The organism is Variovorax sp. RA8, assembly GCF_901827175.1.
Classification (GTDB): Bacteria; Pseudomonadota; Gammaproteobacteria; order Burkholderiales; family Burkholderiaceae_C; genus Variovorax.
In genome coordinates this window covers 2364666-2379120 of the sequence record NZ_LR594662.1, presented here as the reverse complement: position 1 = coordinate 2379120, position 14455 = coordinate 2364666, and the positions used below count along the sequence as shown (strand labels likewise).

Below are 14455 nucleotides of genomic sequence, written 5' to 3'. Positions count from 1 at the left end.
CTCCTCGGCCGACTAAGGGGGGCCACCATGTCTGTGGGCATGGCGTTGCGAGGCAGCCTCGAACAGCCTGCGCAGTGCCGGGTCAGCACTGGTCTGTGCAGACTCCCGGCAATACTTCCAGGCAGAGTCAGGCACCCTCGCTCCTACATCGACGGCTATGCTCAGGCGGATGACCGCCAGATCGGGGTGGTCGTAGAAGATGCTGCGCTCGAGAAGCTCCAGGGCAGCGATTTGAGGAAGCCGACCGTCAACGCGCTTCATTCGAATCACCTCACGATGAGCGATCGCAAGCGTCTGAGCGTCTGCATGCCCAGCCTACCGAGCTGGAATCACGAAAGTGAGCACTCGAGCCGCTCCGCTGCTTCCGATGGATCGATCAGCAATCTTTCCACGGTTCGATCAGAAACTTCTTTCCCGTCACGGGACGTGCGCAGGTGCTGAGGACCTCGGGCGAGATGAGCTCCGGCAGAGAAACACTGCGCGTGTACCGGCTCGCGAACGTGGTCGTGATTTCTGCGGCAACTCGGGCTTTGAGGCGGTCGAGGGTTTCGCGCGGTACCACCTTGAGATAACGAAGAAGAAGCCAGCCGCCGGCTGCCCATGCGGTGCCGATGTCGCGCGGTATCTCGATCGGACGAGGATCCAGACTGCCGTAGACATACAACTGCTTGAGGACGTCGGAGCCATAGCGGGAGATCACCTGGCCGGGACGGCGGGCGATGGCCGCTTCCATGCAACTCAGGATCTGCCCTCCGCTCGTCCCGCCGATTGGGTCGAGGACGATCGTCGCTCCGGTGGCCGCAATGGCGTCGGTCAGTTTTTCCCTGAAATCGTCAGAACTCGAGTTGCACACGAAGCGTGCACCCTGCTCGCGCAGGAGTTGCGCCTGCTGCTCTGAACGCACGACGTTGACGAGCGGGACGCCGTCGGCAAGACAAACCCGATGCAGGATCTGCCCGAGATTCGACGCCGCAGCGGTTTGGACGATCCCCGTGTGCCCTTCACTGCGCGCCGTCTCGACCATCCCCAGCGCAGTCAGTGGGTTGACGAAGCAGGAGGCGGCCTGCGCGGCAGTCGTGCCCTCGGGAAGAACGAGGCATTCGGCTGCGGGGATGCAGCGATAGCGGGCGTACATGCCCCCGGCCATCGCTGCGACGGTGCGCCCCATGAGGGCCTGCGCGGCACGTGAACTTCCCGCCGCCACGACAGTTCCTGCACCTTCGAGACCGACCGCCGTCGAAGCATCCCTGCGCGACCGCATCGCCTGCAATGCCGCCGCAGGCACGGGCGCTCCGAGTTGCGGTCCATCGGCACCGTCTGCAGTCCACGCCCGGCTGAGGTCCGCGGCGCCGAGCATCAGACCGATGTCGGACGGGTTGACCGGAGTCGCTTCGACGCGAACGAGGATTTCTTCGGGCTTCAGCGCTGGAATCGGCTCTTTGACCAGAGAGAGCACGACCTGCCCATCAGAGGTGATGACAGAGTGCAGTTGGAGTGCCTTGGCGTCCGAAATTTGATGTTGCATACTGAATTTTCAGTTGAATCGTTGCATGGCCGGCTCGGTCGAAAACCAGTCACGCGCTCCCATGCGCCACCACCGCGTCGATGTCCTTGCTGAGGCGTCACGCCTCCCGGGCGCACCACGTGCTGAAGGACTCGGGCTCGTGTGGTTTGGCGAGGCATGCCAGGTAATGCGGCTTCCAGGTGTTGCGAAGGAAGGTCTCCATCTTCGTGGGCAGCGGGCTGCGCTTGCCATGGAAGCGCACACGTCCGTCGTTCAGTGCGGCATATGTCTGGTTGTCGTAGAGCCACCTCGCCGGGGTGCCGAACTTCTGCAGGAACGCGGCCTCGACTTCCTTGCGGTTACTGTCGATCAACCGGTAGTCCACCGCGCGCCCGATCTCGCGGCCGATCATCGCCGCCACCTCGGTCATGCTGAGATCTTCCGAGCCGACCCCCCGGACGGTGCGCCTGTCGCCCGTCGGATGCGTCAGTTCCCGGGCCGCGAGCTCGGCGATGTCATGCGTGGCAACCCAGGGCATCCTGACGTCCGGGTTCAGGAAAGAGGCGATGCGTCCATGCTTTGCGATGCCATCCGTCCAGGCCAGCAGGTTCTCCATGAACCAGCCCGCACGCAAGTGCACCAGGTCGATGTTCTCCAGCTCGTTCAGCTTCCGATCGAGCTGATGGAAGCTGGCGAAGTGGCCCGTGTCACCTTCGACATCGGAGCCGATGGCCGTCAGGCTCACGGCCAGCCGGACCGGCGAATCGCGCAACGCATCGACGAAGCGGCGTGCTACCGCCGGATAGTGCCCGTGCAGGTTGTTGGTCCAGTCCGTCTTGACCATCAGGAAGGCGGCGTCCACGCCCTGGAAGAATTTCCCGAGCTCTCCTGCGCCCGTGTCGAAGCTTCCCAGGAATGGCTCCGCACCGGCCTGCGTCAAGGCGTCGAGGGACGGACCGCCCCGGGAGAGGGCCCTGACCTGGTGGCCCGCATGCAGCAGCTTTCGCGTGAGTGGGGCACCGATTCTTCCGGTGGCTCCGACGACGGCAATCTTCATGGTGTTTCCAGAGGGTGAGGTCAAAACGGCCGCCGCTGCGCCGCCCACTCGACGCCGCGCTTCACCAGGTCCTTGAACACGGGGAGGTCCCAGGGGCCGCGGGAGTCGGGCTGATTGGGCAGGTGCGGGGGCTTGTCGTACGGTCGGTTGGCGTGGCCGAGCGCCAGGTAGAGCACGCCGCCCTCGCCGACGGCGCGGCGGTAGAGCAACGGGCGATCGGCTTCCTCGAACCGGGTGCCGTCGAACCCCTCGCCACCCCAGCGCGCGTGGAGCAGGACGTCGAGGTCCTTGGTGACGTCCTCGACGCAATAGAGTTCATCGGGCACCTCGAAGTCGCCGATGCCTTGGAACAGCGGTTCTTCCGGCCGTGTCACCTTGACCGGGAAGGTCATGTACTTCGGGTGCGAGATGAAACGCGTGCCGAGGATGCGCGGCATCGCCTGGTTGCCCGCGACCGAATTGCTCGCGTGCAACGCGAACCAGCGCCCGCCGCGTTCCAGGAAGCGCCGGATCGCGGTCCCCGCCCTGTCGCTCACCGGCACCTGCGAGGTGTAGCTGACGAGCAGGTCGGCGCCGAGGATCCCGGCTGAATCCTCATAGTCGTTGTAGCAATCAGTCCGAATGCCTTGTGTGTCGTAGAGCACCCCGGCGAGCCGCAGCCGCGCGAAATCGAAGTCGTGGTTCCGGTGGGGGCTGCCGCACACCAGCGCGGCGAGGAGTGGGCGCGGCATCGCTCAGGCGGCGGTGAAGGGGGCAGGCATCAGAAGTCTGCTCTCCTGCCGGATGAAAAGAGGAGCGACTTCCGCGACGTAGGCTTGCCACGCAGGCAGGGCGGCGAGCGCGGCGCGCCGACGCAGCCGATCCTCAAACGAACTGAATCCCCAGATGAAGATCACCTGGTTCAGCTCCCCGACTTCCGTCGTGTAGCAGCCGGCCAGATGCCCCAGCACCTCGCACTGGATCGACTTGCCTTTCTCCGCGTAGATGGAGAGGTAGTCCTTGAGGCGCGCGGGCGGCAACTGGTAAGTCCGCATCTCGAAAATCATCTTATCGACCGCCGGAAATGTCGATGACGGCACCGTGGACGTAGGACGAGCGTTCCGACGCCAGCCAGAGCACAGCCTCGGCGACTTCGTTCGCAGTGCCCGGTCGCCGCATCGGGATCGTCGGCGCGATGCTTTCGATGAGCTTTGCGCCTCCGAACTCATCGTGCATGTCGGTGACGATGACGCCGGGTCGAAGGCTGTTCACCCGAATGCCGAGCTGCCCGAGCTCCTTGGCGAGCGCGACGGTCATGCCGTCCAACGCGGCCTTCGTGGACGCATAGTGCGCCAGCTCCGGCATGCCGCCATGACGTGCCGCGGCCGACGAGACGTTCACGATCGAGCCGCCCCCGCCGGTGCCGCGCATGCGCTTGACGGCTTCGCGGGAACAGTAGAACGCGGAGAACACGTTCGTCTCGAAGATCCGCCGCAACCTGTCTTCGTCGATTTCCGTGATCGGGCTCTTGCCACCGGAGATGCCGGCATTGTTCACCAGCGCGGAAACCGGGCCCAATGCCTGGTCCACTTCGGAGAAGAGCTTCTCGGCTCCCGCGCTGGTCGACACATCGGCGCAGATCGCCACGGCCCTGCCGCCTTGTCCAGCGATGTCCCGCACGAGCGCTTCGGCGGCCTCCCGGTCACTCCGGTAGTTCACTGCGACGGCGTAACCCTCTTTCGCACCAAGGAGTGCGATCGCCGCACCAATACCCCGGCTGGAACCGGTCACAACAAGAACTTTCGACACGCTGGTTCTCCTTCAGAAGTTGACGCCTGTGGCGCCCTTGAGCTGCAGGCGATCGCGCGCCTCGTCGGCCGTCGCGATCTCCAGCCCCAACCCTTCGATCAGTTTTCGCACGGCCCGGACCTGGTCCGCATTCGACTCCGCCAGCTTGCCCGGGCCGAGCCAAATGGAGTCTTCGATGCCGACGCGCACATTTCCGCCCATCGTCGCCGCCTGCATCGCCACCCGCAGCTGCGCGGCGCCTGCGCCGATCACCGACCAGTGATACTGGTCCCCGAACAGGCGGTCGGCCGTCCGCTTCATGTGCACCACATCCTCCGGATGCGTCCCCGCTCCTCCCAGGATGCCGAGGACGGACTGGATGAAGAGGGGACCCTTCACCAGTCCGCGGTCCAGGAAATGGCGCAGGTTGTAAAGGTGAGCGGTGTCGTAGCACTCGAACTCGAAGCGGGTGCCGCCCTCGGATCCGACCCGCAGGATGTGTTCGATGTCCTTGAAGGTGTTCCTGAACACGAGGTCGCGGGTGCTCTCCAGGAATGGCGCTTCCCAATCGAACCTGAAATTGCTGAAGCGCTCCAGCATGGGATAAATGCCGAAGTTCATCGATCCCATGTTCAGCGACGCGACTTCCGGCTTGAACGCGATCATCGGTTGAATGCGATCGTTGACCGTCATGCCGGGCGCGCCGCCCGTGGTGATGTTGATCACCGCATTGCTTCGTTCCTTGATCTCCGGCAGGAACTTGCCGAACGCTTCCGCCGACTGGTCCGGGCGCCCGGTGACGGGATCACGCGCGTGCAAGTGGATGATCGCGGCGCCAGCCTCGGCCGCACCGACCGCTGCGTCCGTAATCTGTTGGGGGGTGATCGGCAGGTGCGGCGTCATGGAAGGCGTATGCACACTGCCGGTCACGGCGCAGCTGATGATGACTCGTCGTTGCTTCACGAAGCTTGTCTCCTGGAGGAATGGATCACGCCCGGGGCGGGATCACGGGAAGAAGGATGGAGGACGGATGCGCCGGACCGGTATGGATCGTGACCCGCCCGCCGAACACGGAGCGCGGGCGGTCCCGCTCGTCGTCATGAACGAAAGCCCCGCAGCCGCGCATTTCGTGCCTGGGGTGCTGGGCTATCACCGGCGGGCCGGCGTATTCGAAGTCCTTGCCACGGACGCTCAGGGCCAGTCGGTAGCCCGGCGGCACCACGATGCTGGTCGGCCAGATCTCCACGTCGAGGGGATAGATCTCGCCGGGCACGAGCGGGATGATCTCGTCGTGCGAGTGCCAGGGCCGCCAAGGCTTCGAGCGCGCTGCGTCCAGCTTCCGGTGGGACGCACGCAGCCAACCTTGCGTGATCGGCGTGTTCGGGTCGTTGGCGCCCTGGAAGGTAACTTCCTTCATGTCGGGCGTGAACAGTCGAACGGTCAGGAAGAGATCCGCGTCGGCGGTCTCGGAGGAAACGTAGAGGCGGGCTGAAACCGGCCCCGTCACCTCCAGTTCGCTGGTCGAGGGCGGCAGCATGAACACCAGGCCCGGCCCGAGGCCCTCATAGGTGACGGAAGCGTTGTCCACCGGGACGGAAGTGCCGAGGACCGCATTGCCTGGCTCCAGGTAATACCGCGTCCAGCGCGTGTCCGGCAGCGGCCAGGCCTGCTCCTTGCGCTCGACGAACTTGTCCACGTGCCGGATCTTCAGGTTCACGGGAGGTTCGGCGTCCCAGCCGTTGTTCTCGCCCTTCAGGAAGTGATCGAAAAACCTCTTCTGCAGCGCGACCGAACTGGCGATGTAGAAAGAAGACCAGTGGTCGCCACCATGCATCTCGAGCCACTTCTGCTTGGATGCCGCTTGCATGAACCCTTCGGTGTTGCCGCGCAGATGCAGGCCGAGCCCTCCCCAATTGCCCGCCGAGAGAAGCGGCACGTCGACGGCGTCCCATCGTGCCGCCCGGGTCTCGAAGTACGAATCGGGGCGGAGGGACCGGCTCGTCAGTTCGTGCGCGAAGTCCACCCGGTTGGACCGGAGCGTCTCCTCATCCAGGGTCTCGGTGCCTGCAACCAGTTCACCCGTCACGCGACTGCGCGCACCGCGCTCACCGACGCCGTGCTGGACGGTCCGGACCTGGGGTTCGAACCAGGCCTTCCACAACGACGTGCAAGGGATGCCGCCATGGCGCACGGCGTCCCGATAGAGGTCGGCGGCGCCTTCCCAGACGCAGATCGCCGCCAGCGCCGGGGGACGGCGCGACGCAGTGAACCACTGGTTCATGCCGTAGTAGGAAATCCCGTTCATGCCGACCTTGCCGCTGCTCCATGGCTGCGCTGCGGCCCAGGCAATCGCCTCGCAGATGTCGCGGCTCTCCCGCTCCGACCAGGGATCCAGCAGTCCGGGCGAGCGGCCGGCGCCACGGCTGTCGACCCGGACGCACACATAACCGTCGCACACCCATTTCTCGGGATCCACGGTTTCCCAGTTCTGATAGCGGCCGCTGGAGCCCTCGGCCACATCGGGATTGCTGCGGACCATGCCTTCCCAGGCAGCCGGATAGCCGTCCTGGAACGCCAATCCCTTGCCGTAAGGACCATAGCTGAGGATCACGGGGTAGCGGCCCTTCGCCACGGGACGGAACACGTCGGCACGCAGGACCGTTCCGTCATCCATCGTGATGGGGACGTCCCAGTCCACGACGAGGGCGTCAGCGTTCGCGCCAACTTCTGCTTCGTTCATTCGTTCCATTGCGTCGTCCTTCGGCTTGTCGAATCGGCAAGAATAAGGATGGCGATTCAGTTCGGGAAATACTGTCGTGGCATGGCTGACATGCACTGGACGGTGGCGGTGAGGCGAGGGGCACGCGAGGTCAAAACGAAGCGGGCGAGCCGAAGGCTGCCCGCTCCGACGGACGCGCGACTTCAAGTCTGGATGTTCAGCGACTTGATCAGGGGCCGCCACTGCGCCTCGTCCGCTGCGACCTGGCGCGCGAATTCCTGCGGCGTGCTCGGGATCGGTTCCACGCCCCGCGCAAGCATCTTCGAACGCGCGTCGGCGTCGCGGAAATAGTCGCTCGCGTACATCGCCCACTGATCCAGGATCGGACGAGGCGTTCCTTTGGGCGCAAACAACCCGAGCCACACCCCGAGGACCAACTTGACGCCCGTCTCCGTCAATGTCGGGACGTCAGGCAACTGGGACATGCGCTTGTTGGTTGCCACTGCGAGCGGTCGGACCTTTCCGGAATCGATGAGGCCGCCGGATGTCGCAACACTGTCCGAGAGGAAGTCGATTTCTCCTGCAATCAGCGCCTGCACCGCCTGCGGTGGCCCCTTGTACGCGACAGGCGTCGCTTGCGCGCCAATGGTCCGCAGGTAGAGTTCGATGATCAGGTGCGACATCGAGCCAGGACCGATCGTGCCGTAATTCAACTTGCCCGGATTGGCCTTGATCGCCGCGGCAAGCTCCTGCGCGGTGCGGTACTTGGAATTGGCCGGCACGAGCAGCACCGCGTCGATGCGCCCAATGCCTGTGATGGGCTCGAAGTCGGCTGTGCCGCTGTAGGGCGTCTTCATGATGACGGCGGGCGACGTCACGATCGAGGTCGTGGAGCCGTACAGGAGCGTGTAACCGTCCGGTGCGGCACGCTGGACGAGTTGCGTGCCGATGGTGCCGCTTGCGCCGGGGCGATAGTCCAGGACGAGCGGCTGACCCGTGGCCTTCTGCATTGCATTGCCGATTTCCCGTACTTCCACATCGCCCGGCGATCCGGGTGGGAACGGAAAAATGACCGTGACCGGGCGGCGTGGATAGTCGTTGCTACCCTGCGCGTGCAGTTGGGTTCCCAGCACCGATGCGATCGATGCGGCGATGATGTTTCGCCTGTTCATGCGACTGTCTCCTCTAGTAGTCATGTGACGCGAGGAGAGGCTAGCAACCCGGCGCTAGCGGTGGAAATGCTTTCTCAGCATGGAGGCGATGCCGATCCGGGGTGTCACGTGGAAAGCGGCGGAGGGAGCCCGCCCTCCGGCGGCATGAAGCCCTTCATCCTGGCGAGTGGCCAGCGACCGGTGGATATCTGCTCGTGTGCAACCTGACGAAGCATGAGCTGCATGCGCTGGCCGGCGACGGACAACCCCTGTTCGCGACCCTTGATCAAAAGCCAAGAGATCACCACGCCCTCGATCGGCGCCATGGAGATGGCACCCCGCTCGAGCAGCTCGCACCCGGAACACAAGGGCAAGGTTGTGAAGCCCAGCCCTGATTGGACCGCCTTCAGCACCAGCTGCCGAGTATTGACCTCCAGCGCGACGTTGAGGCGGAGATTGCGCTCGGCCATCGCACTTTCCAAGAACATGCGGCCCACGTTGGGGCGGCTTGTCATGACCATCGGCCGATCGACGAGATCTTCGAGGGTCACCGGCTTGTCCAAGGCAAGACCTGATTCGGCTGGGCCGATCAGGCCCATTGGCTCTTCGATGAATGGGTAGGCTTCGAGACTGGCGAGCGGTTCTCCGGAGCCCACCACCGCCAAGTCGGCCTTGCCGTGTGCAACCATCGACCACGCGTCGAGGACCCCGCTAGAAGCTTCGAATACTCTCAGCAAGACGTTGGGGAAGCTGGTCCTGAATCGCTGGACGACCGGAAATGCGAGCAGCTCCGACATGGACGGAGGCAGCGCGATCGTCAGCTCACCCCTGGGATCGCCAGACCGGTCTCGAACCTCCGAGCGCACCCGATCGAAGTGCCGCAGCAGTTCGACGGCCCTCTCGCGAAGGCATGCCCCGGCCTCCGTGAGCGCGATGCCGCGTTCGGAACGGTGGAACAGAGTCGCGTCGAGGTCTTCTTCGAGCGAGCGAATCTGGCGCGACAACGCCGGCTGGGCGATGTGCAGGACCTCCGCTGCGCGCGTCACGCTGCCGACTTCGGCGACCTGGAGGAAGTATCGCAGCTGCCTAACGTTCATGTCATTCCAAAAGCCGCAACTCGGCGGCGCCGAAGCGGCGACATGGCGCTCCGATCCGGCGACCCGAGACGGGGCCAGCTGCAGTCTACTCTGCAACAGCATTGGCGTGCGGCGGACGCGATGCACGCCATGCGTGGGCGAGACAATCTCGACATCGCCTGGCGCCAGGCGAGCTTCGCCGCCAAGCAGGCGGGGCGCCGTGCCCTCCGCCACCTGGTAGTGCTGCCCGTATTCGGCACCGCGCAGCAAGTGGCTTCGCGTTCGGGCACGTCGCTGCCGCCGACGCGGACCAGCTGCTCGCGGTTCACGTCAGGCCGCCTCGCGTACTTCGGGCACTGGAGCCGCGTCGAAAAGGGCCAGCAGGCGCGCCTGCTCGGCCCGCATCCTCGCGATCGCTTTCTCCTTAACGTGGCCGAAGCCGCGCACCTGCTCGGGCAGGACGGCCAACGCGATCGCCTGGCCGTGGTTGCCGGGGTGGAGCCTGTGCAGCACGTGTTCGACGAGTCGTTCGTAGTCCGCGATGAGCCGGCGCTCCTCGCGCCGCTCCGCCGTGTAGCCGAACACGTCGAAGGCCGTCCCGCGCAACCCCTTCAGACGCGCCAGCAGGGGGAAGAGGCAAGCGATCCACGGGCCGAACTCGCGCTTGCGCAGGTGGCCCTGCGGATCGCGGCCGGGAAGCACCGGCGGCGCCATGTTGTAGGTGAGACGCCAGTCGCCTTCGAACGCCGCGTCGAGTTGCTCGCGGAACTTCGGGTCGGCGTACAGCCGCGCGACCTCGTACTCGTCCTTGTACGCGAGAAGCTTCGCATAGGAACGGGCCACAGCCTCGGCGAGACGCCGGCCGCCTCCGAGTGCCGACTCGGCCTGCGCGACACGCTCCACGAACGTGCGGTAGCGGGCCGCGAGCGCAGCCGACTGGTAGGCCATCAGGTGGCCCGCACGGTGCTCGACCAGTTGCTCCAGCGTCTGCGTGAGGCGCGGCACGAACTGGATCACTTGCGCGGGCCGCGCGGCCGCCTGGACCGAGGGCAGGTCCGCGGCAGCCGCGCGTCCCCACCGGAAGGCCTGACGGTTCATCTCGACGGCCACTGCATTCAGCTCGATCGTGCGCTCGATCGAGGCCGCCGCCAGCGGGATCAGACCTTTCTGCCACGCGAATCCCAGCAGGAATGCGTTGGCAGCGATCGCGTCCCCGAGCAGGGCCGCTGCAAGCGATGCGGCTGGCACGCTGGCGACATGGTCCGTCCCCACGACCTGCGTGACAGCGTCCAGCAGCTGGTCGCCCGGCAGGCTCCATTCGGCGTCGCGCGTGAACGCGCCGGTCGGCGGCGAGTCGGTGTTCACGACGACGCGGGTGTGGGCTCGCCGCAGCCGAGCGAGCACGTCGCTGCCGGCCGTCACCAGAAGGTCGCAGCCGATCACCGCGTCGGCTGACGCGGCCGCGAGCTTGGGCGCGTGCAGGAGATCGCGCGAGGGCGCGATCTGCACGTGGCTTGTGACGGCGCCGCCCTTCTGCGCCAGGCCCGTCATGTCCAGTACGTTCGCGGCCTTGCCTTCCAGGTGCGCGGCCATGCCGAGCAGTTGCCCGATGGTGATGACGCCGGTTCCGCCCACACCGGTCACGAGCAAGCCATAACGTGCTGCGATTGCGGGCACTTGGGTGTCCGGCAACGCTGGCATCGGCTTGCCACCGCCATCGCCGGCAGCGGCGAGTGCCTTGCGCGGCTTGCCGCCGGTCACCGTCACGAAGCTCGGGCAGAAGCCTTGCACGCATGACAGGTCCTGGTTGCAGGACGACTGGTTGATGCGGCGCTTGCGGCCGAAGTCGGTCTCCAGCGGCTCGATCGATACGCAGTTGGACTGCACGCCGCAATCACCGCAGCCTTCGCAGACCCCGGAATGGATGAAGGCGCGCCGCTGCTCCTGCGGCATCGCGGCTTTCTTGCGGCGGCGGCGCTTCTCGGCCGCGCAAGTCTGGTCGAAGATGAGCGCAGTCACCTGCGGGATCTCGCGCAGGCGCCGCTGCACGAGGTCGAGCTCGGTGCGCGGATGCACCTGCACGCCGGCAGGGAAGAACCCCGCCGGGTACTTGGCCGGATCGTCCGTGACCACCACCACCTCGCGCACGCCTTCGGCCAGCACCTGCCGCGCGATCGAAGCCGGCGTGAGGCGGCCGTCGTGTTCCTGGCCGCCCGTCATGGCGACGGCGTCATTGAACAGGATCTTGTATGTGATCGAGGTGCCGGCCGCGACGGCCTGTCGGATCGCGAGATGGCCGGAGTGAAAGTACGTACCGTCGCCCAGGTTCTGGAACACGTGGCCGTCGCTCACGTAGCGGGACTGGCCGACCCAGTTCGCGCCCTCGCCGCCCATCTGCGTGAATGTCTCGGTCTCGCGGTCCATCCACTGCGCCATGTAGTGGCAGCCGATGCCCGCCTGCGCGCGCGAGCCCTCCGGCACTTTGGTCGAGGTGTTGTGTGGGCAACCCGAACAGAAATAGGGCGTTCGCTGCTCCGAGGGCTTGTGCACCTCGGCAGCGCGCACCGCCGCGTCGATGGCGGCGATGCGACGAGTGGCGAGCGGCCCTGCTAGACCGAGCCACTTCGCGACCGCGCGGGCCACGATCGCGGGATCGATTTCGCCCGCGGCGGACAGCAGGTCATCGGCGCCGGCCTTTCCGATCACGCGCGGCGCGGCAGGCCGCCCGTAAAGCACCTGCTTGGCCTGGCTCTCCAGCAGGTCGCGCTTCTCCTCGACGACCAGCAGCTCTTCGCAGCCCTGCGCGAAAGCCACAAGGCCTTCCGGTTCCAGCGGCCAGGGCATCGTCACCTGGTAGACCTTCAGGCCGAGCTCGCGCGCGGCCGTCGCGTCGATGCCGAGGTCCTCCAGGGCCTGCATCACGTCGAGCCACGACTTGCCGGAGGTCACGATGCCGCGGCGCGCGCCCGGCGAATCGAAGTGCACGCGATCGAGCCGGTTCGCGCGCGCATAGGCCAGAGCCGCGGGCAGCTTGTGCTGCATGAGCCGCTGCTCCATCGCAAGGAAACCCTCCTCGGGCCAGCGGATGTTCAGTCCTCCCGGCGGCAAGTCGAGTCCCTGCGGCAGCACCGGGCGGATCCTGTCGGGCGACACATCGACGATGCCGGCGCTCTCCACGCAGTCCGTGACGCACTTGATGCCGACCCACAGGCCGGTGAAGCGGGACATCGCGAAGCCATGCAGCCCAAGGTCGATGAAGTCCTGCAGGGTGGCCGGCGCGAGCACCGGCATGCCCACCGCCTGGAACAGGTGGTCGGTCTGCGCCGCCATCGTCGAGGACTTCGCGCTGTGGTCGTCGCCCGCCAGTGCAAGCACTCCTCCGTGCGCGGAGGTGCCGGCCTGGTTGGCGTGCCGGAACACATCCGCGCTGCGGTCCACGCCCGGGCCCTTCCCGTACCAGATTCCGAAGACACCGTCGTACTTCGCTCCAGGCCGCAGGTTCGCCTGCTGCGTGCCCCACACGGCCGTCGCCGCCAGTTCCTCGTTGATGCCCGGCAAGAAGCTTACGTGGTGGCGGTCCAGGTGCTGCTTCGCCTTCTGCAGCGCCTGGTCGTAGCCGCCCAGCGGCGAGCCGCGGTAGCCACTGATGAAGCCGGCTGTGTCGAGGCCTGCCGCGGCATCGCGTTCACGCTGCAGCATGGGCAGTCGCACCAGCGCATGCGTGCCATTCATGTAGGCCAGGCCCGAGACGGCCGTGTACTTGTCGTCGAGGCTGATTGCGGTGTTCATCTTTGGAGGATCACGTGGAGGGAGGCGGGGGGGTCGGACAAAGTGGCCGCAGCCGCGCATCGATGGCACAGGCAACGCATCGGCCGTCACCGCCCGTGCACTTGCCTCTGTGTGGTCGGATGCCGATCGGCTTCAAGGAGCAAAGCCTTCCACGAACACCACGTCCGAGCGGGCGCCCTCGCGCCGGCCTCGGACGATCGACTGATACTCCGGAGACCGATACCAAGCTTGCAAATCGTCCATCGACGGGAACTCGATGACGACGAGCCTCGCAGGCTGCCAGGACCCTTCGGCGACCTCGGTGACGCCGCCACGGACAAGGAACCGTCCGCCGAACTTCGGCAACGTGCCGGCCGTCTGACGTCGATAGGAATCGTAGATGTCAGGCGTGTGGACTTCGATATTCGCGATGCAGTAGGAGGGCATGGTGTCTCGGTGCAGATGCCCGGGAGGGTACAAGCCGTTGCGGTGGCGCGGAAATGCCGCCTCGGCATGACGGCGATGCCGCCTTGCTTGCCTACCGCGGCATGCCCGCGGTCTTGTTTGCACCTGCATCCCGCGCTACGGCCGTGATCCCCGCCGCGAGGAACGTGTACAGGCTCTCGGTCATGTGAGCGACTTCCTTGGAGCCGAAACGACCTTGCGACAGCGTCTCGACCCGATCGGGCCGCGCGCAGACGGTGCACATGGCGCCCAGCAGGAAGAAGAACGCCTGGTGCAGGCGCTCGTCGGTGACCTTCGGCAGAGACCGCTTCATCTCGGCAACGTACTGGCGCGCCACCTGGTTGAAATGCTTGTCCGTCAGGTAGCTCCACTCCGCACTGATGGCGATCGCGGCAATCAACCGGGTGTAGTTGGACCATCCAGCGTCGCCCTGGCCTGCGCGCTCCATGATGGCCCCGACGAAAGCCTCGACCAGTTCGCGGATCGCGATCGGCTTTCCCTTGCTGCGATCGCGAAGGCGATCGAGCCGCTCCATCCGCTCCTCGTTCAGGACGGACGAACGGCGCGTAAGCACATGGTCCAACAGTTCCGACTTTGAGCCGAAGTGGTAGCCGATGAGGGCGAACTGGCATTCCGCCAGCGTCGCGATGTCGCGCACCGAGGTGGCATGGAAGCCCGCATCGGCGAACAGCTTCTCGGCGCAATTGAGGATTCGCTGGCGGGTCGCCTCGCTGTCCGCCCGTCGCTTCGGACCTGTCGAACTGGCGCCGGGGGAAAGGCGACGCGGGGGAGATTTGGCCGTGGTCTGCATTGCTCCGCCATCTTATACGTCCGTACAGGAGGAGGCCTGGCGAAGCCGGCGGCAGGGCTCGAGGCTGTTCATCTCCGTCCTCGTAAACCCTGACATGCATGGCGTAGCGTCGACACTAGACTTTATCCATACGTGTA

Annotated in this window: 12 protein-coding genes; all 12 read right to left on the bottom strand. The window is 65.8% G+C overall.

Translation table 11 applies throughout. The annotated features are described in order from the left end of the window. Positions 1 to 376 precede the first annotated feature (376 nt). Positions 377 to 1525 carry an alcohol dehydrogenase catalytic domain-containing protein gene (locus E5P3_RS11325; protein WP_174263063.1) on the bottom strand — a complete coding sequence of 383 codons (1149 nt, stop codon included), beginning with the start codon at positions 1523 to 1525 and terminating at the stop codon, positions 377 to 379. A 97-nt stretch (positions 1526 to 1622) separates the two neighbouring features. Continuing rightward, positions 1623 to 2561, bottom strand: a complete 939-nt coding sequence (locus E5P3_RS11320; RefSeq protein WP_162586058.1) for an NmrA family NAD(P)-binding protein — start codon at positions 2559 to 2561, stop codon at positions 1623 to 1625. Between the two features lie 20 nt (positions 2562 to 2581). Further along, positions 2582 to 3292 carry a ThuA domain-containing protein gene (locus E5P3_RS11315; protein ID WP_162586057.1) on the bottom strand — a complete coding sequence of 237 codons (711 nt, stop codon included), beginning with the start codon at positions 3290 to 3292 and terminating at the stop codon, positions 2582 to 2584. Between the two features lie 3 nt (positions 3293 to 3295). Then, positions 3296 to 3607 (bottom strand): NIPSNAP family protein, encoded by a 312-nt coding sequence (locus E5P3_RS11310; RefSeq protein ID WP_162586056.1) that lies wholly within the window; start codon positions 3605 to 3607, stop codon positions 3296 to 3298. Between the two features lies 1 nt (position 3608). Then, the gene (locus tag E5P3_RS11305; RefSeq protein WP_162586055.1) at positions 3609 to 4349 is read right to left on the bottom strand and encodes an SDR family oxidoreductase; all 741 of its coding nucleotides are present in this window, start codon (positions 4347 to 4349) and stop codon (positions 3609 to 3611) included. Positions 4350 to 4361: 12 nt separating this feature from the next. Then, complete coding sequence (locus tag E5P3_RS11300; protein ID WP_232073090.1) at positions 4362 to 5231, bottom strand: 3-keto-5-aminohexanoate cleavage protein; 870 nt, start codon at positions 5229 to 5231, stop codon at positions 4362 to 4364. Between the two features lie 85 nt (positions 5232 to 5316). Next, positions 5317 to 7164 carry a CocE/NonD family hydrolase gene (locus E5P3_RS11295; protein ID WP_332107378.1) on the bottom strand — a complete coding sequence of 616 codons (1848 nt, stop codon included), beginning with the start codon at positions 7162 to 7164 and terminating at the stop codon, positions 5317 to 5319. Positions 7165 to 7250: 86 nt separating this feature from the next. Further along, positions 7251 to 8219, bottom strand: coding sequence for a Bug family tripartite tricarboxylate transporter substrate binding protein (locus E5P3_RS11290; RefSeq protein ID WP_162586053.1), 969 nt, complete (start codon positions 8217 to 8219; stop codon positions 7251 to 7253). A 104-nt stretch (positions 8220 to 8323) separates the two neighbouring features. Beyond that, a complete protein-coding gene (locus tag E5P3_RS11285) occupies positions 8324 to 9544 on the bottom strand; it encodes a LysR family transcriptional regulator (protein WP_162586052.1) in 1221 nt (406 codons plus the stop codon). A 60-nt stretch (positions 9545 to 9604) separates the two neighbouring features. After that, positions 9605 to 13063 (bottom strand): indolepyruvate ferredoxin oxidoreductase family protein, encoded by a 3459-nt coding sequence (locus E5P3_RS11280; RefSeq protein WP_162586051.1) that lies wholly within the window; start codon positions 13061 to 13063, stop codon positions 9605 to 9607. Positions 13064 to 13195: 132 nt separating this feature from the next. Further along, positions 13196 to 13489, bottom strand: a complete 294-nt coding sequence (locus tag E5P3_RS11275; RefSeq protein WP_162586050.1) for a DUF1330 domain-containing protein — start codon at positions 13487 to 13489, stop codon at positions 13196 to 13198. A 91-nt stretch (positions 13490 to 13580) separates the two neighbouring features. Further along, positions 13581 to 14318, bottom strand: coding sequence for a TetR/AcrR family transcriptional regulator (locus E5P3_RS11270; RefSeq protein WP_162586049.1), 738 nt, complete (start codon positions 14316 to 14318; stop codon positions 13581 to 13583). Positions 14319 to 14455: the final 137 nt, after the last annotated feature.